Below are 25132 nucleotides of genomic sequence, written 5' to 3' on the forward strand. Positions count from 1 at the left end.
CCGTTTCGCGGTGACGACTGATGGGCGGATTGGTCTCGGTGCGGAGTATGCGGGGTTTGCTGAGGCGGTTGAGCGGACTCTTGTTTTGCGTGGGTTCAAGGTGACCATCGACGCGACAGCTCTGTCTCATGATCTGAGTCCTGAGCTTCTCGGCTGGTCCGCGGGGCCTCTTTCGCGGACCACCGCCCATGAACTGACCCTGATGCCGGGTCAGAGTTACATGTTCATCCTTGCCCGGGGTATGGCCGACTTCCATTTCGCAGTGACCACCGACGGACGGATCGCGCTCGATCCGCGGTACTCCCGTTTCGCCGTGGCTTCCTGGCGCACGCTGACCATTTCCGGCTTCGTGGTCACCGTGGACGGGCGGGCTTTGCCACATGATCTGATGCCGGAGTTGTTGGGCTGGTCCGCCGGTGTCCTGTCAGGCAGCGTCGCCCATCAGGTCACGCTCATTCCGGCGGCTGTCTACGTGCTGACGGCGGTCGGAGTGCCGGGCGTTCGCTTCCAGTTCAGTCTCGGTGTCGACGGGGTGATCGCACGGCTCGACGGGCCTGACGCATTGATTCTTTCCCTGGCGGTGCCACTGGCGCCCCGGGGCAGCCCTTTCGCACTGCGCCGCGCGCTCGACGTGGCTCGCCTGGAGCACGACATCAAGGTGATCGACGTGGATGCCAGGGAGGTGACGCTGGGCAGGATTCACGAGTGGCAGCGCATGGGGGCCCCGACGCATCATCCGAACTTCGGTGGCACGATCCACGGTTTCGTGCGCGGGGCCGAGAAGAACCAGGACCGGCGGCGCGAAGAACTCGCCGTCCTGCGCACCCGGCTCGACGGCGCCGCTCAACAGCTCACCACCGCGCTCGACGCTGAGGCTCCACTGTTCGGCGAGCGGACCAACGTGCCGATCGCGCTCCTGCCCGTGCGCATCGAGACGAAGTGGGCCGCCGACAAACGCAGCATCAAAGTGCGGGTCTACCCTGACGACATCCATGTCGACGCGTTCGAGCCGGCTCTGACTCCCCACGAGCTCGAAGGGGCCCGCGCCTACTGGGCCGATCCGGGCGACCGGGCGTGGCAGACACTGCTCCGGACGGTGGCCGCACCGCGCGCGGCATGGGCCACGCGTGCCACACGCCCGGGCGCGCCCGCCCCTCGGTTGAGGGATCCGGCACGCAGGCAGGCTCCTGAGGTGTCCACGCTGCCCACGCAGTGGCGCTTCCTCGGGTTTGTCGGCGGGCAGGCGGTCGTCGACCAGACCGGCATGGCCATCCCCGACCCGCTGCCGCTCGGCCTGCTCGCCGCCGACGAGTCCGCGCCCGATCACGAGCATGCGCAGTGGGCGATCGACTTTGACGCCGCGGTGGCCGCCGGGATGGGGGCCGTACTGGCCCTGCCCGCGGGATGCGACCACCTGGACGAGCTCTTCGTCATCGGGGTCAGCGACCTGCCACCGGAAGCCGGGGCGGAAAGGCTGCGCCGAAACCTGCACGGGCACGCGTTCACCGACGGACTGGGCTTCCTCCCGCCCGGCAGGCCGACGAACAACACGCCGGAGACCCGCTCCGCGTGGTCTTCCCGTCCGGTACCGATGCCGCCAGGCCCGCTGCCCGCGCCGACGGACCGTACCGACGCCGCCCGACTGGCACGGGCACTCGGACTGGGTCCCGCAAGCGGAGCTGGACCGGGGCCGGAAACCGGCGACGCGGCGTTCCTCGCGGAGTGCCCGGGTGCCGGGCATGACGGCGACGGCCCCATCGCCGCGCTGTCGCAGCTGAGCTGGTGGGCGCTGGCATTCGCGTTCCAGATCGAATCGCTCATGCTCGACAGCGGCAGCCCGCTGTCGGAAGAGGAGCGCAAGCAGGTCAACGCCCGGTGGCAGAAGGTGCGGGCTCATCTGGCCGAGCACGTCCGCAGCCGCGGGCCGCTGCCGACCGTCCGGCTCGGGCGGCAACCGTACGGGTTCCTCCCGGTGACGGCCGTCGACGAGTGGGTTCCGGACCGGGCGAACGACGCCGACGCGCTGATCCTGCCCTGGCTGCAGCGGCTGCGCCATCACTGGAGAGGCGCGCTCGCGCCGGGCTGGATCCCGCGCGTGACCGACGGCACGCCGGCCGACCGGATCGCCGCGGACATCCTGTCGAGGCTTCCGGTGTCGAACGACTTCGTGATCCGTCGCGAAACGACGTCCCGGGGCGGACACGAGAAGTGGGACGGCGTCAGCAAACGCGCACCCAGTCCCACCGTGGCGGTTGCCGGCGTCCGGACGGGAGTGCGATGGACCATTCCGTCCGAGCTGATCAGCAACCTGTCCTGGACTTCCGACACCACGGAACCGGACTACTCCCTCGTACCGAAACGCCTTGCACCGAACGCCGACAAATATCCAGACCTCTTCGACGCCAGCCACCGGCATCTCGCTGACGCCGTGGCGGTACTCCGTGACCAGCTCACGGACGAACAGTACGTGGAACGTTGGCCGTTGACCGGTGAGGGCTTGCCTTCCCCCGACCGCAAGCCGACCGTCTTCGGGCACTTCCGCTTCAGCACGGCGGCGCAGAAGCCCAGCGACTTCGTTCCACTGATGCTGAACGGCGACAGCCGGGATGTCTTCCACACCCATAGCGGCGGCTTCTTCGGCGACGAGACGGACATCGCCTTCACGATCCCCCAGGCCGTCGACCGGCTGGTCTTCACACGACGGCAGGGTGGGCCGACGGCCGAGGCCGACGCGGCCACGATCACCGTCTCCGTACAACCGGGACTGCCGGCGGCCGATGCGATGGTGGCAGGCATGAAAGCCCTCGCTGCAACGGCCCCGCATGAATTCCTGCCGCTGGCCCATGAGTTGCTCGACGTCTACTCGCACCGCTGGGACGCGTGGGCGACCTCCTTGGCCACCAAGAGGCTCAGCGAGACCCGGGCGGCCGGCACCGCCGGCATCCGCCTCGGCGGCTACGGCTGGGTGGAGAACCTCTACCCCGGTTCGGCGAAGCCGTCCGACGGGTACGTGCACGCCCCCTCGCTGCACCACGCGGCCACCGCGGCCGTACTCCGGTCCGGCTATCTGGCTCATCGCGACGAGGCTCCGCCGCCCGTCGACGGGCAGCCCCAGCCCCCGGCCGACGGCGCGCTCTCGCCGCTCGCCGTCGACCTGACCTCCCGGCGGGCCAGGACCGCCCGCTGGCTGCTCGGCGGGGTCCGGCGCGGTCAGAACCTGGGCGCGCTGCTCGGGTACCGCTTCGAGCGGGCCTTGCACGATGCGGATCTGGACCGGGAGAAGGACAAGTTCCGGCAGACGTTCCCCGCACCGGTCGCCCCCGAGCCCGCAACCGGGCAGCCCGACCCCGAGCTCTGGGCGCGCAGTTCCGAGGCGATCGCCGCCCGGAACGTCGTCGACGGCATCGCGCTCGCGCGGGCCCACGCGGCCGGCACGGTGGACACGCTGCTGATCGCGCGCGGGCGGCCGGCCGCCGACCCGCTGGTCCTTCCCCTGCTGAACGATCTGGTCGACGCGCTCGACGCGGTGAGCGACCTGCTGCTCGCCGAGAGCGTGCACCAGCTCGTCGGCGGGAATCCCATGCGGGCAGGCCTGGCCGCGGACACCCTGGGCAGCGGTCAGCACGTACCTGATCGGTTCGACGTACTGCGCACCCCGCACCGGGGGCGGGCCGTCACCCATCGCATCGCGGCTGTGCTGCCCGCCGCCCCATCGCGTCCTGCCGGGTGGGGTGCGGACCTGTTCTCCGAACTCGAACCGCGGGTGGACGCCTGGGCGGCGGGTCTCCTCGGGCCTGCCGCCGCATGGAAGCTGGCCGGTACGGTCAAGGAAGGACCGGTGTCGAGGCCGTTCGACGTCACGCTCGAACGGATCGGGTTCAGCGCGCTGGGACTGGTGCTGGATGCCGCCGGCAGCACGCACCGCAGGCTGTACGCCAGACTAGGCCTTCTGTCCCAGATCTCCGCGACGGAGGTCGAGTTCACCCGGGGCTGGGAGGAGCTACGCGCAGTCGCCGGCCGGATCCAGGGCCTGCTGGCGGGGGCCGGCCCCCTGCTGCCGGCACACGTCTTCGACGACCAGCCCGATCTGCCGGCCCCCGACAACGAGGAAGTACGGCGGCGGGTCGCAGGCTTCGTCGCCGGCCTCGCTGACGCCGGGCTGCGGAACAACCTCGGCATCGAGGGCGACCTGACCCGCCTCAAGGCACTTGCCGCGGACGCAACCGCTCCCGGCTGGCTGGGAAACGTGACCCGCGTCTTGGGCGAGCTGCTCGGCACCGCCGTTCCGCTCACCGCGCTGCTGCCGGGCGCCGCGCTGCCCGCTTCCGCGACGGGCACGTCCGGCGCGGCCGTGGCCGACTGGGTGCGCCGCTTCGGCACGGTCCGGCCGGCGGTCCGGACCTGGCACGAGACGATGCTGCTGGCGGGCGCCCGTGCCGGAAGGCCCTGCCGGCTGTCCGCGTCGCAGCTGCCCCGGGGCGGCGCATGGATCGGCGGGACCTTCGACCCCCTGAAGCGGCCCCCGGCCCGTCGGCACCTGGTCTGCCACACACCGGCCGATCTGCCCGCCGACAAGCCGATCGCGGGGATCGTCTTCGACGAGTGGGCCGAGGTGCTGCCCGGAGCCGATGCATTGGCCGCGACGAAGACGGGCCAGGACCCGGTCCCGGTGGAATCGGAGATGACCGGAGTGGCGTTCCACTTCGACCGGCCCGACGCGAAGGCGCCGCAGGCCGTCCTGATCGCCGTGCCACCCAATCCCGTACGCGGCTGGACCGCGGACGGACTTGCACTCGCGGTGCGCGACACCCTGGAGCTGGTCAAGATGCGCGCGGTCGACCTTGCCGATCTTCCGCTGATCGACGACATACTCCCCGCCTGCCGGGTGGGTGACTTCGGCAGCACGGCGCTGGCGTCGATGCTGGAGGACTTCTGGATCGAGCTGGCAGAGGAGTAGCCGATGCCCCGCACAGCGTTTGAGCACAGCGGATTCTTCCGGTTCCGGCTGGAGCCGCTCTCGCGTACCCATGAGGTGGCCTCCGGGCTCGCGGCCCGCGTCCACGATCCGGCATGGGCTCTCGTCCGGCAGTGGCAGTTCGGCGAATTCGCCGGCCAAGACGCCGGCTCGCCCGTGCTCGCACAGATCGACGGACATAGCACCCGCATTTCCGCTTGGCGGCCGGCAGGCCAGGGGGATCCGCCGACACCGGAGGGTCTCAGGCCCTGGGTGACGTACGACCCGACGACCGGTCCGCTCGATGCGCTCGTCGAGTCGGAGGACGGCGGCGGGCCGGACGAATACCTGCGGGTGGAAGGCGGCGCGCATTTCGTCCGGCTGCTGGACGAGGCGGGACTGACGGCCAAACTCCCGCAGGTCATGGCCGTATACGCGTTTGAGCCGATGCCGGCGGAGCCGGTGAGTCTCGTCACGCTGCTCGCGCCCGACGTCCCCGATGCGGCCTCACTGGCCAAGGATCTGGACGGCGACGGGCTGCGCGTGCCGGGGCTGGCCGCCGTCGGCGAACAGTGGATCGGCTGGTGGCACGGGGTCGCGTCCGTGACAGCGCCCTCCGGACCCGGTACGCCCGATGCGCTCGACACCTTCGATCCGCACCGCTTCGAGCACAGCGCGGACTTCTCGTTCGGCGACCGGGTCTTCCATGCCGAGGAGTACCTCGGTGACGGCCTGGACTGGTTCAGTGTGGATATCGACCCGGCCGCCTCACCGGCACCGGTCGCGCCCTCCGCTCCCGTCAGGTCGTTCCATCACGAGGTGGTCCCCTCGACCGTACGCTTCGGCGGAATCCCTGCCGACCGCTTCTGGGAGATGGAGGACGCCCAACTGGACTTCGGGTCGACGGACGTCTCCGCACTGGACACCGGCCGCCTGCTGATGATCGCGTTCGCCGAGGTCTACGGCAACGACTGGTTCCTGGTCCCGCTGGAAGTGCCGGCCGGTTCGCTGACGACGCTGAAGCCGATCGTCGTCACCGACTCGTTCGGCGCCACGCACACCGTCGAACGCGCCGGGCGCGACAACCCCCACTGGAACCTGTTCACGGTCACCGGCGCCGACGACGGACTGCTGCTCCTGCCGTCCGGACAGGGCGCCGTCGGCGAGCGGCTCGAATCGGTGATGCTCGCGCGCGACGAACTGGCCAATCTCGCGTGGGCCGTGGAGACGTCCTTCACCGATGCCCGGGGCGAGCTCGTCGACCGCAGGGCGCGCTGGCTGCACCCGCAGGGGCCGCCGCCCAACCCGGTCGGTTCGTACGCGGTGCAGACGATCGTGCCCGACTACTGGCTGCCGCTCGTGCCGCACGCGATGACGGCGGCGTCGATCCGGTTCGCCCTCGTGCCACTGCTGCAGCCCGGCGCGGACTCGAAGCCGCTCGGCAGTCTGCTGCACACCGGCCACTGGGTGCACGAGGAGGAGGTGCCGAGGGAGGGGGCGCTGGTCACCCGCCGCCCGGTGCTCGCGCGGTGGTTCGACGGCTCCTGGCACGTGTGGGTCCGCCGCGAGAAGAACCCCAGCGGCGGTGAGAGTTCCAGCGGACTGCACTTCGATGTGGTCCGGCCGTCCGAGACATGGCCGTAGGCGGTACGAACCACAGCCGCGATGCAACGGTTACGTCACGCAGGCGGTTCGCCCACCATCGCGGATTACGTCACGCAGGCGGTTCGCCCACCATCGCGGATTACGTCACGCAGGCGGTTCGCCGACCATCGCGCTCGCCGAGAAGGCCAGTTGGAACGGACGCTGGAAGAGGATCCGCGCGAAATCCGAAGCGTCCAGGCCTTCCCACCCGGGAGGGTCCTGGCCGGGGGCGAGGGCGGGCGGGCGTCCGCCGGTCACCCTCGGTACGACGAATCCGTTCACGGTCGGGACCTCGTCCCAGGTGAGGTTGGGCCAGGAGTCGAACGGCGGGGACTGGGGCGTCCGTACGTCGAAGCCGAACTGGGCGCCGCGCATGGGTTCGCGCATCACGAACATCCAGTGTTCGGCGACGGCCTGTGTGGCGGTCAGGTCGGCGAACCCGTACAGGTTGGTGCGTTCGTCCACGGGCAGTACGAACCTGGGTTCCTTCCAGGTGACGTCCGGGCCTTCCACCTTGCGGTCCACGGACTTGGCGGCGAGGACGACGGTGCCCGGATACCGCTGCAGTACCTCGCCGCGGATCAGGACGAAGAGAAGGCTCGTGTCCCGGTCGGGGTCGTGGTCGCCCAGTTTGTCGTTCAGCCCCCAGCGGGCGATCTCGCCGTAGCCGGGGGCGGCGCCGCCCGGCGGCCAGAAGCGGGAGAACGGTGTGCCCGCCTCGTCCGTCGGATACTCGCGCCACCGGAGCTCGCGATTGAACTCCTGGTTCAGTCCGACCAGCATCGCCTCCACGAAGGCCGGGTTGGGTTCGAGGAGCGTCGAAGAGTTGTCAGGGAAGGCCGAGATGCCCGGTACGGCCCATTCGGGCCAGCGGGTCAGCAGCTCCGCCCCGACCGGGAACCCGAACTCCGGGTGGGTCATGATCGGGCGCAGCGGGCGGGCGTCCTGGTCGGTGCGTTCGCCCATCACCACCTGGCCGAGACGTGACGTCATGTGTCCCATAGCCTGCGGGACCGGGCGGATAGTGCTCCGGATGCGCGTGACGAGTGTGCCGGACGTCATGCCCAGACCGGCTGCGGCCAGTAGGGGTGTGGCTCGCTCCTCGGCGCTGATCTTCCGACGGATCCCGCGCAGGGCCCCCTGCCGCGCCGGCGGCCGCGCCGCCGCACGAGGCTCACCCGGCTGTTCCTGTTCCTGCTTCATGACGAAGAGGGCTTCGAGCTCCTGTCTCGGGTTGCCGAACTCGGGGAACATCGGGCTTGCGATGCCTTCCTCGCAGAAGTCGACGGCGACCATCCACAGCCCGAACAGCACGTCGTTGAGGGTTTGGGATGCGAAGGCGGCCGACGGGTCGCCGGCACGGGCTTCCGATGCGGCCATCGGCCCGTGTACGACTTCGCCGGCCGGCGGGATCGCGGAGCCGTCGACCCCGGCAAGCCAGGTCGACGGCAAGGAGAGCTTCGAGGCGTCCAGGGCCCGGCTGAGGAAGGGCGCGGCGGCCGGCGCGCTCTCGTCACTCGTCGGGACCGCTCCTGGCGCTGGCGCCGTGGCCGCCGCCACCTGCATGGCCCGGCTGCTGCGGCGGCGGAGCGCGCCGCCGGGGCGGGTCAGCCGGACGAAGGCCGTCGTGGCGACGCCGTCCGGGACGGCTGAATGGCGCAGCAGGCTCGCGACGGGCTGTCCGCCCGTGCCCTCCTCCTCGGTCTCGACGACGTCACGATAGAGCGAGGACAGTTCGGTGAGCGGGGCGGTCCGCATGGGGTCGAGGTGTTTGGCCTGTGCCGCCCGGGCGGCCTCGGCGGCGAGTTCCGTTGCCGCGATGGCCTGGTTCGCCTCGTTGACCTCCCCGACCTGCTCCCAGGCGCGGGCCATCAGGAATTCCTGTTCCAGCTGGACGTAGCGGGCGCCGATCGCGGCCGCGATGCGATATTTCACCTGTGTGTTCAGCTCGTTCATCCAGCCGTCCGCGGGAACCTGCTGCGCGCCGGTGTGGTGGCTTCCGTAGAGGGGTGCGGCGACGGCTTTCTCGTCGCGGTCCGGCGGCATCCCCACCCGGTCGGGCTGCCGCCTGGCCGCCGGCGCGTCCAGGTGGTCGGTGATCAGCTCACGGAACTTCTCCATGCTGGCCGTGTCGCTCCACACGTCTTTCGCGGTGTCGGTGTGCGGCAGCCGCAGGGCGCCGTGGACGGGCACGGTGACCTGCGCGGGTGCCACGCCCTGCAGCACGTCCTCGTCCTTGAGCGGCCACGGGTGGCGTACGTCCACGGTGCGGGAGCCGAAGCCGTCGAGGCTGTCTCCCTCGACCGGTGCGACCTTGCGGGCGAGTTCTTCGAACGATCCTTTCGGCCCGGTGCGAAAGCGCCACGAGTGATAGACGGGCAGCCGGGCATGCGGCTGTCCGGGCGACCATGCCGGGGCGGTGCCGTCCGGCGGCGGTGTGTCGCCGAGACCGGCGGCGACGCCCGCTTTGGTGGCCGGGACCACGCACGCCAGCCAGCCTTGGTCCGGATCGAGCGCGCGCGGGCAGATCAGCCGGGCGACGACGTCGTCGACGCCGCTGCGTACATCCCGGGTGACGGCGCCGTCGGGGGTCTCGCCGTCCTCCACCCGCGCCTCGGCGTGTACCCACGCCCAGGCGTCGCCCAGGTCGGGCAGTGCGGTCGCGGGGGCTTCGACTACGGGCAGCGGGACACCCTGCTTCAGGTCGCCCTCGTCTTCGCGCAGGACGAGCAGGGCCAGCCATGGCACCTTCCGGGCGGCTGGGAAGCTGAGCAGCCACGGGAGGCTCGCGTCCGAGAACTCCACATGGGCGAGGTAGTTGGCCGGGCTGTTCGGGCATCCCGGCGGCGGTTCCTCCCGTACGACCACCGCGCGGTCGAAGCCGATGGTGTCGCCGGGGCCGAGGAGCTGGAGGGCTGGGCCGGGGCGGTCGGGGAAGGTCTCGTCCTCCATGCCTTTGATCGCCCGGGTGATACGGACGGCGGGGCTGAACGACGGCCTGGAGCCCGTCACCGATGTCGCGTCGGCTGCGGCGCCGACCTCTGCGGACGAGATGAACCAACGGCGGGTCATCGCAGGATCTCCACCTTCATCGTGTCGATCGGTCGTTGCGCGGCCCGCCACCGGTCGGCCCTCTCGGCCGCGCGCACAGGGCGGGCGAAGCCTTCGAGGACGAACGCTCCGGTGCCGGCCAGGGCTTGGCCGTTCTGCGGCGGTGGCCCGGTGAACCAGCCCGGCTCGACCTTGTAGCCGGTCTCGTAGCTCTCGTCGACGAGGTGCCGTGAGCCGATCCGGACGTCGGTGTCGGAGAGCCGGACGCCGCTCGTACAGTCTTCGAAGGCAGGGCGGGACAACTGCTCTTCGTCGTTCATCGCGAAGAATTCGCCGGGTACGAAAGGCTCCGTGAGCGGTCCGAAGGTATCCATCGGTTCGTCAGTCGCACGCTCGACAGGGGTGATCCGCCACGACTGCTCGGGCACACCCACCCGGTGGAACCGGGTGATCGGCTTTTCGAGCGGAACGACCTTCTCGCTCACGCGGAAGGTGGCATCCGGCGCTGCCACTTCGCCGCGGGCCAACAAACCGTTGGCCACCTCGGTGTACCGCAGGCCACTGCGGTCCGCCAGGCTGCGCTCGGCCGTCCAGGCGTCCGGTTTCGCCAGGGCGTCGCGCAACAGTGGGAGGATGTCCTCGGCCCGGACAGCCGACGCCGGGAGTTCGCCCCACCGCTCGTCGAAGTCCAAGGACACGTCCCAGAACAGCACGGAGATGGTTCCCGTGCCGAACGCGTGCCAGGGCGCGGGCCCTTCCAGGGTGAAGTCGAGCCCTACGGAAGCCAGTCGTTCGCCGAATGCAAGGACGGCGACCCCGGCGTACACGTGCACGGCGAAGGACAGCGTCGGCTCCCACACGAAGAGCGCGTCGAGGCCGAGGTAGCCCTCCACACCGCATCCGGCGATCACCGCGTCGAGGTGCAGCTTCGCGCCGAACTGCAGCGAGTTCGAGGTCAGCGCCAGGTATGCCTCCGCGCGCAGGCTGATGACTCCGTTACCCAAGTCCATGGACAGCCGCTGCAGTTGGGGTACGCGGGGTGGGCGGGCGTAGCGCGGGTGGAAGCCGCCGGCGGACACGACGAACACCGCCTCGCGTCCACCGCGCAGCAGCAGGAAGAACTCACCGGCGACGGGCAGGCCGACGATGCGCGACCCGGTGAGGGTCGCCAGCAGCTCGACCGACGGCACACCGGGATCGATCTTGCCGAAGACGTTGGCCTGGAGCCGGATCAGCGGCACGACGGGATCCGGCAGGGCGATCGTCAGCCGGCCGACCAGGAAGGCCCGTACCGGGTCGGGCATGTCCAGGATGAGCGCGGCGGACAGGGAGACGATCCGGCCTCCCCAGGTGATGCGCACCATCGGGCCGATGACGAACCGGCTCCTCGCGACCGGGAAACAGGCTTCCAGGGAGCCCGCTATCTCGTCGGCACGGGCGACGGCGTTGCCCGGGAACAGGATTCGGTCGGCGTTGCCGTCGAGGACCAGCCCGCGCAGACGCTCCTCGTCAACCCGCCGGTTGACGCCGACCAGGCCGCCGACCGCGTCGAGCGCGAAGCCGAAGCTGAGCTGGATCCCCGGGTACCCGAACTCCGCACCGAGCAGTACCAGGAACGACAACTGCTTTTCATTGACGGGGAGTTGCAGCAGTCCGATCGCCTGTACGCGAACCACGCCGAGGTCGACGTCCAGGACGCCCGCGTACGCACCGCTGCCGGCTTCACCGCGCTGCTGCACCGCCCCGCCGCCGTCGACCGGGCCCGCAGCGAGCCCGATGCCCATTCCGGTGGGGAAGTTCGCCGAGATGCGCAGTGGGTCGACACCGATCCGGTCGGCGTCGAAGCTGACGGGCAGGCTGAGCCCCAGGCCGTCGAGGTCGGCGCTCAGCGGGAGGGCGGCCGGCTTCGCGAACAGGGACAGCGTCGGTCTGAGGACGACTCCGGTGCCGTCGTCGTCGAGTTCCAGTGCGAAGCGCCGGGCGGTTGCGCCCGGAAGGTTCAGGCTGACGGGGAGTTCGAGGCGGGCGCCGCCGTCCTCGAACCGCAGGCCGTCCGCGCGGCTCGCCCGGATGGCGAAGTCGGACTTGCGAGTGGTCGTGGCGCCGCTGTCGCCCAGGAAGGACGAGAGCGCGGGCGGCAGTACGGCTGCTTGGAAGCCCAGCACGCCGAGTTCGACGGTGAAGGGGACCTGGGGCGACGCTGTCGCCGTGAGGTGGAGGGCGTCCATCGAGATGTGCGGCCCGTCGGCCGGGCCGCAGGTGATCTGAGCACGATGGGCCAGGGTGATCGTCGCGGTCCCCGCCGGTGTCACGGACGCGCCGCCGGGAGAGAAGGACGCGGTCCAGGCGTCCTGGGACTGCGCCTCGGCGGTGACGCTCCAGAGGCCGTCGGGGTGTGCGCGGCTGAACGTCACGCCCGGGGTGACGACGACATCGACGGTCGGGCCGGTGTCGTCCGGCCCCGGTGACACGGCGAGCACCGCGCGGGAGCCGCCGTCGGTCAGCACCAGGGCCAGACCGCGTGCCGCTCCAGGTGCGCGTTCCCATCCATGGGCGCGGACGGGCGATCCGGCGTCGGTGACGTCGCCGAGTGCGTCGCGCAGCAGCCGGAGCAGGGAGTGGCTGTCAGGGAGGGCGGCCAGCGGCTCCAGGAGCCTGTCCTGCAGTGCCGGGTGCTCGCCGGTGAGCACCTGAAGGCCTGCCAGCGGGTCCCGTAGGGTACGGGCCGCGTCGTCGGCCAGCTTCCAGAACAGCGCCGAAACTGTCTTCAAGAGGGTGTTCGGATCCATCGCCGCTCGCCTTCCCAGCGGAACCGCGGGAAACGCCGTGCTCTTTCGACAGTAGGTCCCCCGCCCGACCACGGCGAGTCCACGGCCGGCGGTCGCGGATCGTGGCCGGTCCGCGACCGCCGGCGAGCAGCACGGGAAGTCGCGCTTCCGGGGGTTCAGAGAGGGATTTCACGAAGTCAGCCCGACGTTGCACGCCTCCAACGGCAGCTCGGCGCAGAGACCCGTGCTCATGCACGAACCACGACCCGCGGTGCCCCCACACAAAGGCGGCCACGAGTGGGGAGACGGGGACGCGGTGGGAGTTCCCCCGCCGCTACCTGCCCGAGGGAAGCATGGACCAGCTCTACCCCGCCGAGCGCCCCGGCTGGTCGGCGCGCAGCAGATTTTCGTGAACGGCGCCGCCTCCGGCGCGCTGGTCTGCTGGTTCCGTGTGGACCGTACGTCCCTCGTGCGACTGGTGAACGTACGGTTCCCGCTCGTCGAGCGAGTCTGTCGCGCCTGACTCAGTAGGGCACGATGACGACATGGTTCACATCGCGTTGTTCCACTCCGTTCTCGGTCTGCGTCAGTCCGAACTTCTCGCCGCCGAGCGGCTGCGCAGGGCCGGGCATGAGGTCGTGACGCCGGACCTCTTCGGCGGCGAGAAGGGGGCGACGCTCGACCAGGGATTTCAGCTGCTCGACACGGTCGGTTGGCAAGTCGTGGTCGATCGCGCTCGGCGGGCCCTCAGGGATATGCCGGACAACACCGTGCTCGTCGGTGTCTCCATGGGGGTAGGTGTCGTCGCCGATGTCTGGCCCGAGCGCACAGCCGCCGCCGTGGTTCTCCTGCATGCATCTGCCGATCTTCCTCCATCGATCCGCCCGGGCACGAGGGTGCAGTTGCATGCCGCTGAGCCGGACGACTTCGCGCCGCCCCAGCACGTTGCCGCGCTCCGCCAGGCGGCGCTGGAAAGGGATGTCGACCTGGAGATCTTCCGCTATCCGGGTGTCGGCCACTTCTACACCGACGGTGAGCTTCTCGACCATGACCCGGCTGCAGCCGAGCTGACCTGGCGCCGAGTGCTGGACTTCCTCTCTGAGGTGTCAGGCCGCGAGTGATCTTGATTGCAGATGCGGACGGACTCTACGCGGGTTGAGCGCCGCCGCTCACGGGAGACCGTCAAGCGGTCCACCCCGGCCGGATGGGCGCCGAGTTGGTGGTGAACGCCCTGGCGCGGGCGGGCTGGCTGGCGTCGGCTGCACGGCATCGTGAGAGCCTGGCCGCGGACCGGGTCGATTCCGGAGTCCAGCGGGACGTACTTCCGCGGCACCGAACCCAGCCGCTCTACCGCTTCTTCGAGGTGGGTCTCATCCCTCGGCGAGGAAGGCTGCCTTGATGTCACTGCGGGCTCGTCTCGGGCCGAGCTTGACCTTGAGTGCGCTGGTGAAGAATATTTCTTCGATGAAACGAGTCCTGGTCGCCGGGAGCACGGGCGCAGGAAAGACCACGCTGGCCCGCGCGATCGCCGGGCGCTTCGCTATCCCTTTTCACGAGATGGATGCACTGGCCATCGTCGGCCCCCACTGGGAGGAGAACCCACGCCTGCTTGAGGAGGTCTCGCGGATCAGGTCCGGCTCCTCTTGGATCTTCGACTCCTTCGGCTACCCGCAAGTCCGAGACCTTTTGTGGTCCCGAGCCGACACGGTTGTCTGGCTCGACTACTCCCGCCCGGTGATCATGCGCCGCATATTGCGCCGGTCAGCGGCCCGGACCCTGCTCCGCCGCCGGATCTTCGGCGGGAACATCGAAACCTTGGGCGACTGGTTCAAGGCCGATCACCCCGCTTGGTGGGCCTGGTCGCAACACGCGCATCGCAGGGTCGATATCGCTGTCCGCTGCGCTGCCCCCCGGTTCGCCCCCCTCGACGTCATACACCTCGCTACCCCGCAGGAGGCACGGTTGTGGCTCAACGACACCACAGCAACTGGTGACAGGGCGAACGGCGAATCCGGCGACAGCGAGAGGTAGTTGCCTCGTCGGTGACAGTGGATTGCTTCAAGGTTGATGCGCGGATACCAGGTCAGCTCACCCCATGGGTGACATCGCCCATCCTGCGGCTCAGCTCCCTCACGAGCTTGAAGCGGCAGCTATTGCGATCCGGTGCTGAGCGGCCCGCCTTGGGGCACGGGGTGAACTTGCCGCGGCCGCTGGTGCGATGACGTTCGCTGGCCTCGTTCGGCGGATACATGAACGTGCTCAGCTGCGTACGAATGATGTGCCCTCAGCACTTGACGTGCTGAGGGTTGCTGCTGGGCAGCCTGCTGCTGGCGCCTGTTCGGGGTATCGGGGCGTCTCACCGGGGTCTTTGATCCGCAGCGATGGAGGAGCTTCGGCGACTTCGCGGGCTGTTCGAGTCCGAAGCAATGAGCTTGTCCGAGATTACGAAGAAGACGGGACTCAACCGCCGCACGGTCCGCAAATAGCTGACCGCCGAGGCCCCGATCTCTCCGCCTCGACGGCCATCGACCTGGCACGCTCGTGTACGGATGGTCGACGAGGTTGCCCCACTGATCGACGCGATGCTTCGCTCGGAGATCCTGATCAAGGGGGCCGTAGTCCACGAGAGGCTGGTGGCGGAATATGGCATCACCGGCAACTACCAGCGGGTGATGCTCCCAGTCCCACCGCCATCCTCGACCGCCTCCTGCGCCATTGTGACGTCATCTCCATCAACGGCCCCAGCTAAGGCAAGCCGACTCGCCGCCATCGAGCGTGACGCCGAGGCAGCCTGATCAGGGCCGGGACTGCCTCAGCGAGCCTGCACGGAACCCGCTGGTCCCAAACGCGTCCAGCGGGGCGGCAGAGCCGCTCGAAAGCCTTTGGTCTTGGGGAAGGACGGTGCGCGAGGCCGGCCGGGCGATCGACGCCGAGCGGCTGCGTGGAGCGAGTCAGCGGCACCAGCCCAGGTGAAGGGACGGTGTTCCAACCATGCCGTATTTTGCCGGTGGTGCCAAGGTGCCAGCAGTGCGACGGGGCAGAGAAAAGCCCGCCTCGGATTGGTGAGGCAGGCACGGTCGCGGTCTGAACCATGAACCCGTCATCGCCGCCCGGTGTCGATGGTCCCGCAGAATCGTGCGGGACCATCGAACACGGTTAAACTTACTTCGAATTATCTGGGTCCCCCAGCAGGTAGAAGTCCCATCCCTGGGCGTTGTGCCCACCCCCGACTTGCGGAGCGCCGTTACAGATCCCCTTCTGGGGGTATCCGTTGAAGAAGAGACTGAAACACTGATTGCAGAAACGCCAGTCGTTCTGAGTGGTGTTTACGGCGTCAGGAATTTGAACGGCCATACTTCCTCCTATTGATGAAAGCAGATCCGGCGAGTTATTTGCTCACTCAAGCCGCTTCTTGCCCGCATCCGCCCGGGAGTTCTCCCCGCAGGCCAGACGCGATTTGTGCAGGCGCGAACAGCATTGCTGCCGATCCCTTGTGCAGACGGGCGCGCCACTACGTCGTGCGGACTAGCGCAGGTTTTCTGGGTCGGTGACTAGGAAGAAATCCCAGCCCGCTGCCTTGTGTCCCTCGCCCTCGAAGTGCCCACCAGCGCAATTCCCCTTGCTCTCATAGCCATCGAAGTAGATGACGAAGCACTCCTTGCAGAAGCGCCAACTGGACTGAGTGGTATTCGCGGCATCCGGGATGGTTACAGCCATTGTTCCGCCGATCGACGTGAGGGGGTGGGCGATTCAACGTAACGCAGTTTTTCTTGCAGATCCGCAACTGGCCTTCGACTTCATTGAATTCACGCCTACGGCTCACATCTGCGCGCAGTTCGCTTTTGGTAATCATTTTCAATATCGTGCCGTACAGGTGGAATGGATTGCTAAAGCTTCGCGTGGCATCGGTTGGTTCCTGGCCGACCGCCCGATGGGCGGGCAAGGCTTATCGAGAAGACCGACGCGAGGTGCGGCGCTCCGGGCCGCCGGGGGCTGGATGGTAGTGCCTCAGCTGCTCGCAGCATCCGACGCGGGCGCACACCTCGGCACGAGGTCTCCGATACGACCTTCCTGAACGGAGCACGCTTCCTCGAAGGCGTGCACGTCGTCCAGTGCCAGGCGTCGGCGAGGGTCTCGACGAGGGCGTGGAGGAAGTGCACGGCGAAGCCGCCGTGCACGCAGATGTCGTCGCCGGCGTGGCGGACGATATGGACGAAGGTCCCGCCCAGGCGCAGGACGCGGCGGATGCCGCCGAGCCGGTACGCGGTCTTCCAGGACGTCCAGCTCCGCATCGGTCAGGCTCGACACCGCCTGGAGGATCGTGTTGAGGAGCTGTCCTTACACAAGGAGATCCTGCTCCGATCCAAGGTGTCCGGCTTCGGCTTCAGCTTCGTCCCTCAGTCACACTGAACTCACGGCGGACGTACAGGTATGAACCGCGTCACCAGCCGCGAACGGCGAGGATCTCACCCCGGGACGGGCGTGCAATTACCACGGCTGAGCTGGCGAGCCGTCAGCCTCCAGCCCGAATCGCCTCCACCGTTTCGCGCCGTCGGTGTCTCCGGCCCGCTCGCGTGCCCGCGCCAGCCGTACGAGGGCATCCCGGCCGCCGATGTCGGCGGCGCGTCGGGCGAGTCGTTGTGCGCCGTCGAGATCCCCAGCCTCCTCGCGCCGCCGTGCGAGCCGCACCAGGCGTTGATGTTTCCCGCATCGGCGGCGCGTTGGGCGAGTCTTTCTGCGCCGTCGAGGTCCCCAGCTTCCCCGCGCCGCCACGCCAGCTCCACCAGGGGGCCAGTATCTCCGGCGTCGGCGGCGCGTTGGGCGAGTGGTTCCGCGCCGTCGAGATCCCCGGTCCGCCCGCGCAGCTGCGCCAGCTGCGCCAGGGCGCCCGTGTCTCCGGCGTCGATGGCTCGCTGGTACAGATGCTCCGCGCCGTCGAGATTTCCGGCACGCCCGCGCCGCCAGGCCAGCTCCGCCAGGGCGCCCGTGCCCCCGGCGGCGGCGGACCTCTGGTACAGGTCTGCCGCGATGCGGTAACGACCCCGCCGATCGGCTGCTTCTGCCAGGGCTTCCAGGTCTGATGTGCCGGCTGCGTGGTCCCGAGCCGCAGCCCAGAAGGAGTCCGGCGGGAAGGTATGGAAGCGGATGGTGCGTGCGTGGTGGTCGAGGTAGTCGCTCAGGCGGTGGATGTCCGGGACGGCGAGCACACCACCAGGGCTGGGGACCGTGACCAGCCCAAACGCGGCGATGTCCGTGCACGTGGCCGGGGTATGCGGCGGCAGGCAGCCCTCGCGGTCATGCGCTCCGCGCGGGGCCGGCCAGACCGTCCGGGATGACGGCCACGTCATCGCACTGGAGCGGGCGGTGCTGGCCCGTTCACCGACCGGGCCCCTTGCAACCACGGTCAGCGGAGGGGCGAATCAGCCGCCTTGGGAATGTTGTGAGAAGTAGGAACGCTCGGGTGGCTCGCGTGGATTTGCTGGCTAGGGCAGCCCGACTGGGGCGGCCCTCAGCGGCTGACCGTTCAGTTCGAAGCAGTTCTCTTCGTCCCACCACGTCCCGCCTTGCGTGGTGAGGTAGGGATGCAGGCCGCGGACGCCTCCGCCTTCAGCCAGTGCTTGAGCCACCGCGTGGAGAAGGCTCGACAGATCAGGCCAGGAATCGGTGAAGTCGCCACCGCCGCTGTGACCTGCCCAGCCGAGACGCCCGGCCTCTGGGCCAGGACGCAGGTCGATCACCTGGGTCGCGCCATCGGCGCTCTCAGCCCAGGGAACCCAGAGTGGATGCCACCAAGGCTCGTCGTCCCATGGGCGAGCGGTCAGGCCATCGTTCTCCGCCGCGACGGTCATGCAGGTCTGCCAATGTTCCACGATGCCGCTGACTGCGAGCGGGGACTGCTCCGGTAGGACGGATGTCCAGGCGCTTACGCCGTTGTGGCATCGCAGAGACTCAGCGAGATCACCGGGCAGTCGGGCGCCAAGAATCCGTTCCGCGTGGCGGATCTCGTCCGAGGTCGCTGGTGGATTGAGGAGCGCGAAATCGGCGGCCACGTGTGTCGCCAGCCAGGCGTCGATCAGGCGCCAGGATTCCGACGGGGGCAAGATCTGCTGTGCCATGGCGCCATCCTGCCCCACACATCTGACAAGTGGGATCGAGACCCCTGCCGGCCGATGCAAGGTGAGCCAGTGACCTGCTGTTCGGCTCGGGAGAGGGGGGCTCGATGCGGTGAGGGATTCGCACTCGTCTGCCACTCCCGTGCTGCCGAGGCCCCTCACCGTAGACTCCTCTGCCAGCAGGGGAGACTGACAGCGTGAGAACCGAAGAGGACACGCCGCGCACCGAACGGGTGCTTCTCGTTGAGAGCCGCGCCAGTAAGGAAGCCCTGGCGGCCTTTGGCCAAGGTTTCATCCAAAGGTCTGCGAACGAGGAAGCGCTCTTCATTTCGTTCAACTACGCGGACGTTCCCGTGGGCAGACAGTTCGATCGCTGTTTTGGGCGTGCAGACCAGAGCGACGTTGTCGGGCTGACAGTCACCGTCGTCGCCGTCACTCAGCAGTTTGGGGCCGGCTGGGACAAGATTCCACACGGCTGGAAGACTCTCACTCTTCTGAGGTTTGAGCCGGAAATACCCTCGCTGATCAGACACTTGCCAGAGGCTTCCAGCTGGTATGAGCAACCCGTCTCTGTCTATATCTCGGACAGGGCTACTTGGGAAGCGCGAACCGCGAACGAGTAACGAGGGCGATGAACTGTTCGGAGAGCGGATCGAGGGAGATGTCGTGGGTGTCCTGCTGGACTGAGTCGGCCCATGGGTAGTCCTGGCCTTTGAACGGCTTGCTGCGGACAAGGCCGAAAGCAATTCTCCAGTGGCTGACCTGCGACGACAACTCCGTTTACGTCCCGCAATTCCGCCGCGATGTGCTGGCTACGGCCTCCTGGCTGCGTTCGGGCGCAGGCTCTCCCATGCCGTTCGCCGGCATGGCGGCCGAAGCGACGCACCGGCGTCTCATGCACCGTGCGAGAGATCACGATGTGGCCGAGGCCGACTACGGGCTGCGTAGCGAATTCCAGACCCTGCTCTGGGGGCCCACCACCGACAACGTGACGGCCCACTTGTTCCGTGACGAGGGCCGTTTGGTGATCACGCTGGAGTTCTGGCGTCAGGAACACTTGCTCAACCATCCCGAGGATGCGGGCGTGGTCTTCGTGGCGGAGATCCCGACTGAGGAGTTCGTCGGAATCCTTGAGGACGTGGTCGCCTTCCTCGACGTCGCGGGCTGAGGAGTTACGCAGAACAGAGCTGGGGGAACGAGTATGCACCGGCGCCCTGCTCAAGGCCCTGTGCGCCCGCGTCCGTTGGCCCGGCGAGAAGGTGTCCATCGTCCTGGGCGACTTCTCCCCGTACAAGCACGCCAACGTGTGGGCCTGGGCCACGGCCCACGACATCGAACTGATTGTCCTGCCGACCTACGACTCGTGGCTGAACTGAATCGAGTCTGAGTTCGCTGCCCTGCGCTACTTCGTCCTCAACGGCACCACCACCGCATCCACTGCGACCAGAACGCCGCAATCGCCGCCTACGTGCGCTGGCAATGCCTGGTCCGGGGCGGAGGCCGACTTCGCTCCGGACTCGTCCATCCGTACCTGGACCGAGTAATCGGCCAAGGCCGCCTGAAGAGCCGTTACTCCTCAGGCAGTTCCACGATCACCAACGTGCCCCGGCTTCCGGGGCGGACCGCGTGTGCCGTTCCTGCCTCCACCATGAACAGCTCGCCGGCCCGCACCGACACCGGCATGCCGTCCACCTCCAGTTCCAGCCTGCCGTCCAGGACCAGTAGAGCCTCGGCGGCCCCATGGCTCTCTTCCTCGACCGGCAGGTCGTCCATGCGCAGTACCTTCACGCAGGCCGCCCCCACCATGCCAAGCCTGCGAGAACTCCACGCCTCCGGAAGACCGGCCGCCGTCCCCGCAAGATCGACCACACCCATGGCATACCCCTCCTGACGGACCGGTCGGTCATGCCTGAACGGGCCCGCACACATGATCAACGGATGCCCTGAAAGCTACCTGACCAGGAAAAACAAGTGGCTGACCGTTTGGTAAAGCCTGCCGACGGGCCCAGACCGTAGGTCAACTCCGGCCCACGCCAGAGGCTCATCCGTCGCCGATCAGCGATCCTGGACCAGCCGCTTGCGATGATGTGCTTCGCGCGGCGGCCGGCCAGGGGCGAGTGAGGTTGTTGCGGGTGGTGTGGGTCCGCCTGTCCGGTGAGGTCCGTGGCCAGTGGGAAGCGAGCTGACCGGTACAGGCGACAGGGGGCTTGTCTATGGATGGGTTCTCGCTTCTGTCGCCAGCAGCGCGCGCGTGGACATCATCCGGGTTGCGGGTGTGAGGGACTCCCGGAGGTAAGCGGCCGGCGGTCGCGTTCGGGTCCCGGGTCCCGGGCCCCCGGGGCCGCTGTCAGGCGGTCAGAGCTTCCTCGAAGCGGGCGTATGCCTCCGCATCGAAGAGCACGAACCGGACCTCGGTGATCCCAGCAGGCGCGGTGTCGCGGACGGTGCCGATGGCGATCCGGGCCCCGTCGTCGAGCGGCCAGCCGTAGATGCCCGTGGAGATCGCAGGGAAGGCAACCGTACGGGCTCCTAGTTCCGAGGCCACGCGCAGGGATTCGCGATAGCAGGAGGCCAGCAACGCCGATCGGTCCTGTGTACCGGACCAGACCGGGCCCACCGTGTGGACGACGTGCTGTGCATGCAACCGGCCGGCCGTTGTCGCCACTGCCTGCCCGGTTGGCAGTCCCTTGCCGTAGTGCGAGGCCCGCAGGTCGCGGCAGGCGGCAAGGATCTCGGGTCCACCGCGCCGGTGGATCGCGCCGTCCACTCCGCCACCGCCGAGGAGCGAGGAGTTGGCGGCGTTGACCAGGACGTCGGCGTGCTGATCCGTGATGTCTCCGCGTACGAGGGTGATCGTCGGTCGTGTCGTCATGCGGCCATCCTGCCGTCGGATACATCGTCGGTTCCAGCCTCAAGGCCGTATGGGAGCAGGGCGTGTTCACGACCGAGGTGGACGTCGTCGGTCTGCACGCGGTGATCAGCTCTTTCTGCTTCTTCCGGGGTCTCCACCCGGCATACTTTCCGCACGCTCTTCGGCCGTGACCTCACTGAGGCGCGTACCGGCTGCTGTCCGGCCACGGCCTACTCCTGACCGGTGGGCTTCCCCCGCCGACGTGTCCATGCGCACTGGAGCGCCCACGCCGCCGGCCAGCCCTCCCCTTCCACGGGCGATGCCCCCTGAGCCCAACTGTGGCGCGCTGCGCCAGTGCCGGCAGGTGGGAGCGGGGGCGAAGGTGGTGCGGGCTTCCGGACAAATGCAGTCGGGGTGAATTCGGCGTGAAACAACCAGCCGCATCCGGGCACGGGAACTGGAGCAGTTCCCGTGCCCGGATGCGGGATCCCTGGCCGACCACCGTGAGCATCTGGAGTCGGCGAGTATGGACCGCGCCATGGGCCACCTCTGTCCTGATGTTTTCGGCTGTGAGAAGTCGGCTCGATCGGTTTGAGTTCGACTCATGGGAGGTGGTTGTACCTCAAGGCGTGGCTGCCGTTTCCGGCCTTTCGCTCTGCGTCCTCAATGCGTCGATTCCGGTTTGGAATACGTCGTTCGCGAAGAGGGCCCTCAGGCGGGGGCCGTCGGCGGGGTCATCCGGCTCGAACGTCGCCGTCCAGGTGACCTGGCAGGAGCCAGGGATTTCCGTTTCGGAGACCTCCACGGTGGCACGGTAGTCACTGACGGGAAACGGGCTGTTCAGAAACGTGTAGGTGAGCCTGCGTGCAGCAGGGTCGCATGCGACGAGCTCCTCGCGGATGGCTGCCGCGTCGTGGGTCGTGAGAGCCCTCACGATTCCCCCACCAGGGCCGGGTGCGTCTTCAAGGGAGCTGCGTGCAATCAACGGATGCCATTGCGCAATGTCGCCGAACGCCATGAACCGGCCCCAGGTGACAGAAGCCGGGCCCGCGACAATCCCTTGCGCCGCGACCTTCATGCGAATACCTCATTCTCACATTATTTGATTCCGGGCTGCATTTTGCTGTGGGTGACTTCTCTCCGGTACAACGGATCAAGATTCAACGCCCAACAGAGCGAGAATTCAAATAGTGATCACCCGACATCCGGACTACCCCGGGCCGCGGCCCGCAGATGGCCTTTCCTCCTTTGCCGCGACCACGGTCGACGTGACCGCCGCCCCCGAGGACGCTGCCCACCTGCTGTACCGCGCGGGCCGGCGGCTGTGCGACGCCGCCGGGCCGCATGCGGTCCTGGGGCAGGCCGCAGGCGAACTGACCGCACACCTTGAACCTGGGCTGCACGCTCGGATGTTCGTCTCCACCGAGATGCGCAGGGACACCGCCGAAACGTCCCCGCTGCGCCTGAACCTGCGACTGACCACCGACACAGGCGCACTGCCGACTGCTTCACTCGACCGGTGGGCGGAGGTCTGGCACCGCCAGCCCTTCACCACGCAGGAAGCGGAGCGGGTGGCGGGCGAGCTGCCGCTGATGAGTGCCGCCGTCGACCGGCTACGCGACGGCAAGCCGCTCGCGGGCTTCGCGGTCACCGTCACCGGCCACTTCCTGACCGACCTCGTCCACCTCGTCCACTGCCTCGGCGAACTGGGCGCTCCTTTGGACGCCATGACGGTCCTGCGCAAGGACTACGCCTATCAATGGCGCCATCGCGTTCACGGACACCTTGATGAGCTGGGCGTACGCATCTGCGATTCCACGGATCCGGATGCTGTTCCCGGGCACACCGCCCGGGCGCGCCGACGGGGCCTGCGCTGCCTCGCCCTGGACGACGGTGGGTACATCGCTCCCGTGCTGCTGGGCCGGGCCCGCGAAGATGTTCCGGGTCGGGCAGAGAGTCTGGCCGGCGTGTGGGCAGGGGTGGTTGAGCAGACCATGTCCGGGATCTACAAGCTCCAGGGCCGCGAACAGGAGCTGCCGTTCCCGGTGTTCTCCGTCGCGCAGTCCCGGCTCAAGGGGCGCATCGAGTCGTACTGGATCGCCGAGAAGGCGGTCTGCACAGCCCTGGACCTGCTGCCCGCCCTGAAGATCGAGGGCCAGCCCGCGCTGGTCACCGGCTACGGCAACGTAGGCGCACAGATCGCCGCGCTCCTGACCCAGCGGCGCATGCGCGTCGCGGTCCACGACGTCGATATCCTCCACCTCATCGATGCCCACGAGAGCGGATACACCACCGCGCGCGAACTCGATGCGCTTCTCACCCGGCATGCGCCCCTGCTCGTCTTCGGGGCCACAGGACGTACCAGCATGTCCACCCGCGAGTTTGAAGCCCTTGTGCGACCCGCCTATCTCGCCAGTGTCAGCAGCCGCGACATCGAGTTCGATCTCCCCGCCCTCGCAGCGCTCGTGCCCCAGGACGGACCGGTCCACGCCGCGACACCCCACGCCTCCCGAACCCACCGTCTCCCGGGGGGCGTGGATGTCACGGTCCTGGCCGGGGGCCGACCCGTGAACTTCCACGAGACGGACAGCATCAGCAACCTCCACTCCGACCTCGTGTACGCGGGCATGCTCACCGGCGCATGTGCTGTCGCCACCCGCGCCACCTCCACGGGGCTCGATCCCGCCTGGGCCGACACCGTCCTGGAGGAGTCCGGACTCCTCCAGGACTACTACGAGCGCTGCGGCCCACCCGCCACCGTACCGACCCGAGGCCACTACCGATGAACCCCCGTCCCGAGACCGCTCGCACCCTCCACCTTGAACCCCACCCCGAAGGGGGCTGGTACCGCAGGACCTACACCTCGCGCGTCACCGTCCCCCACCCTGCCGGCCGCGGTGAGCGGCCGTCGGTCACCCTCATCCACTATCTGCTCGCAGCGGAGGAACAGTCCCGGTGGCACACCGTGGCCAGTGACGAGATGTGGCTCTGGCAAGGCGGCGGCCCTCTCCTTGTCTCCATCAGCCCGCCCGGGCCGGCCCCGACCACGGTCACCGAGCACCTTCTGGGACCGCACCGACTCGCCGGTACCGAGCTGCAAGTCCTCGTGCCTGCCGGTCACTGGCAAAGTGCCCGCCCTGCAGGCGACGATGAGGCCTTGGTGAGCTGCCTGGTGACCCCCGGATTCGACTTCGCCGACTTCACTCTCCTCGAACCGGCGTAAGACTCCTGCCCATGCCGGGCCGTAGGTCAGCGAGCGGCATGGCGTCTGCGGTGAACGGGATGACTGGCTCCCTCTGGTCACTGGCTCCCTCGGGTCACAGGCCGCGAGCCCATCAGGACCGGTGGCCGGTGGCACGCGGCGCGACCGCCGCGAAGCGCGCTGGGTCGGGCCCGGTCGGGCCCTGGGCCCGTGCCGACCGGGGGACAGGTCCACCACGCAGCCCTTGGCGCGGATCTCAAGGGCCGGGTGACGAGGAGGCGCTTAAGGAGCCGTGATGGATGCTCCCTCCTTTCACGCTGCTCCTGAACCCATTTGAGTACGACGGCGGCTGCGCGCCCTGATCGGGCGGGTCGAGGGCACGTGGGCCCGGATACCTCGCGTAGCCTCCACCGACGCCCGCTGGTGCCGCCTGCTTTCGAAGCATCGTTTGCCTGGTCAGAGAGGAGGGTGTGACGGTCTTTGTCGATCAAGTCCGGGTACGGACCTCGCGTCTCCGTGATCTGGCGTGATCGGTGGCTACGGAACGCA

15 protein-coding genes and 3 pseudogenes are annotated in these 25132 nt (G+C 68.5%); 11 read left to right on the forward strand and 7 right to left on the reverse strand.

Translation table 11 applies throughout. The annotated features are described in order from the left end of the window. Window positions 1-262 precede the first annotated feature (262 nt). Together AB0C82_RS32820 and AB0C82_RS32825 are read left to right on the forward strand one after the other, a co-directional pair. Window positions 263-4957: a hypothetical protein gene (locus tag AB0C82_RS32820; protein ID WP_362849404.1), complete on the forward strand. Its 4695-nt coding sequence runs from the start codon at window positions 263-265 to the stop codon at window positions 4955-4957. Window positions 4958-4960: 3 nt separating this feature from the next. Then, window positions 4961-6598: a hypothetical protein gene (locus AB0C82_RS32825; protein WP_362849407.1), complete on the forward strand. Its 1638-nt coding sequence runs from the start codon at window positions 4961-4963 to the stop codon at window positions 6596-6598. A gap of 105 nt (window positions 6599-6703) precedes the next feature. On the opposite strand, the gene AB0C82_RS32830 is transcribed toward AB0C82_RS32825, so the two are convergent. After that, on the reverse strand, window positions 6704-9670 hold the full coding sequence (locus AB0C82_RS32830; protein ID WP_362849409.1) for a hypothetical protein: 2967 nt from the start codon (window positions 9668-9670) through the stop codon (window positions 6704-6706). Next, window positions 9667-12420 (reverse strand): DUF6603 domain-containing protein, encoded by a 2754-nt coding sequence (locus tag AB0C82_RS32835; protein ID WP_362849412.1) that lies wholly within the window; start codon window positions 12418-12420, stop codon window positions 9667-9669. The genes AB0C82_RS32830 and AB0C82_RS32835 overlap by 4 nt, the downstream gene beginning before the upstream one ends. A gap of 542 nt (window positions 12421-12962) precedes the next feature. Between AB0C82_RS32835 and AB0C82_RS32840 the strand changes: the two genes are divergently transcribed. The 4 genes and pseudogenes from AB0C82_RS32840 to AB0C82_RS32855 form a co-directional block, all read left to right on the forward strand. Then, on the forward strand, window positions 12963-13538 hold the full coding sequence (locus AB0C82_RS32840; RefSeq protein WP_362849415.1) for a dienelactone hydrolase family protein: 576 nt from the start codon (window positions 12963-12965) through the stop codon (window positions 13536-13538). A 325-nt stretch (window positions 13539-13863) separates the two neighbouring features. Next, entirely contained in the window at window positions 13864-14448 is a 585-nt protein-coding gene (locus AB0C82_RS32845) for an AAA family ATPase (RefSeq protein ID WP_362849417.1), read from the forward strand. 303 nt (window positions 14449-14751) lie between these two features. Then, window positions 14752-15095, forward strand: a pseudogene (locus AB0C82_RS32850) (IS21 family transposase); the annotation flags it as partial. Window positions 15096-15103: 8 nt separating this feature from the next. Next, window positions 15104-15212: pseudogene (locus AB0C82_RS32855) on the forward strand (AAA family ATPase); the annotation flags it as partial. Between the two features lie 1671 nt (window positions 15213-16883). Here the strand turns inward: AB0C82_RS32855 and AB0C82_RS32860 are convergent. Beyond that, on the reverse strand, window positions 16884-17765 hold the full coding sequence (locus AB0C82_RS32860) for a hypothetical protein (protein WP_362849419.1): 882 nt from the start codon (window positions 17763-17765) through the stop codon (window positions 16884-16886). A 135-nt stretch (window positions 17766-17900) separates the two neighbouring features. After that, a complete protein-coding gene (locus AB0C82_RS32865; RefSeq protein WP_362849422.1) occupies window positions 17901-18533 on the reverse strand; it encodes an SMI1/KNR4 family protein in 633 nt (210 codons plus the stop codon). 194 nt (window positions 18534-18727) lie between these two features. On the opposite strand from AB0C82_RS32865, the gene AB0C82_RS32870 reads away from it, so the two are divergent. Together AB0C82_RS32870 and AB0C82_RS32875 are read left to right on the forward strand one after the other, a co-directional pair. Next, the gene (locus tag AB0C82_RS32870) at window positions 18728-19153 is read left to right on the forward strand and encodes a hypothetical protein (protein WP_362849424.1); all 426 of its coding nucleotides are present in this window, start codon (window positions 18728-18730) and stop codon (window positions 19151-19153) included. Window positions 19154-19242: 89 nt separating this feature from the next. After that, window positions 19243-19698 (forward strand): hypothetical protein, encoded by a 456-nt coding sequence (locus AB0C82_RS32875; RefSeq protein WP_362849426.1) that lies wholly within the window; start codon window positions 19243-19245, stop codon window positions 19696-19698. A 401-nt stretch (window positions 19699-20099) separates the two neighbouring features. Here AB0C82_RS32875 and AB0C82_RS32880 read toward each other — a convergent pair whose 3' ends face one another. Together AB0C82_RS32880 and AB0C82_RS32885 are read right to left on the reverse strand one after the other, a co-directional pair. Beyond that, complete coding sequence (locus AB0C82_RS32880; RefSeq protein WP_362849428.1) at window positions 20100-20405, reverse strand: cupin domain-containing protein; 306 nt, start codon at window positions 20403-20405, stop codon at window positions 20100-20102. A 472-nt stretch (window positions 20406-20877) separates the two neighbouring features. After that, window positions 20878-21402 (reverse strand): O-acetyl-ADP-ribose deacetylase, encoded by a 525-nt coding sequence (locus AB0C82_RS32885; protein ID WP_362849430.1) that lies wholly within the window; start codon window positions 21400-21402, stop codon window positions 20878-20880. A 53-nt stretch (window positions 21403-21455) separates the two neighbouring features. Between AB0C82_RS32885 and AB0C82_RS32890 the strand changes: the two are divergent. After that, window positions 21456-21582 (forward strand): annotated as a pseudogene (locus tag AB0C82_RS32890) (TetR/AcrR family transcriptional regulator); the annotation flags it as partial. A gap of 421 nt (window positions 21583-22003) precedes the next feature. Here AB0C82_RS32890 and AB0C82_RS32895 read toward each other — a convergent pair. Then, window positions 22004-22459: an SRPBCC family protein gene (locus AB0C82_RS32895; RefSeq protein ID WP_362849433.1), complete on the reverse strand. Its 456-nt coding sequence runs from the start codon at window positions 22457-22459 to the stop codon at window positions 22004-22006. A 190-nt stretch (window positions 22460-22649) separates the two neighbouring features. On the opposite strand from AB0C82_RS32895, the gene AB0C82_RS32900 reads away from it, so the two are divergent. Beyond that, the gene (locus AB0C82_RS32900) at window positions 22650-24167 is read left to right on the forward strand and encodes a hypothetical protein (protein ID WP_362849436.1); all 1518 of its coding nucleotides are present in this window, start codon (window positions 22650-22652) and stop codon (window positions 24165-24167) included. Then, a complete protein-coding gene (locus tag AB0C82_RS32905) occupies window positions 24164-24604 on the forward strand; it encodes a cupin domain-containing protein (RefSeq protein WP_362849438.1) in 441 nt (146 codons plus the stop codon). Before AB0C82_RS32900 ends, AB0C82_RS32905 begins: the two co-directional genes overlap by 4 nt. Window positions 24605-25132: the final 528 nt, after the last annotated feature.

Origin of the sequence: Streptomyces sp. NPDC048560 (genome assembly GCF_040650955.1) — a bacterium.
In the GTDB taxonomy this organism is placed as follows: Bacteria; Actinomycetota; Actinomycetes; order Streptomycetales; family Streptomycetaceae; genus Streptomyces.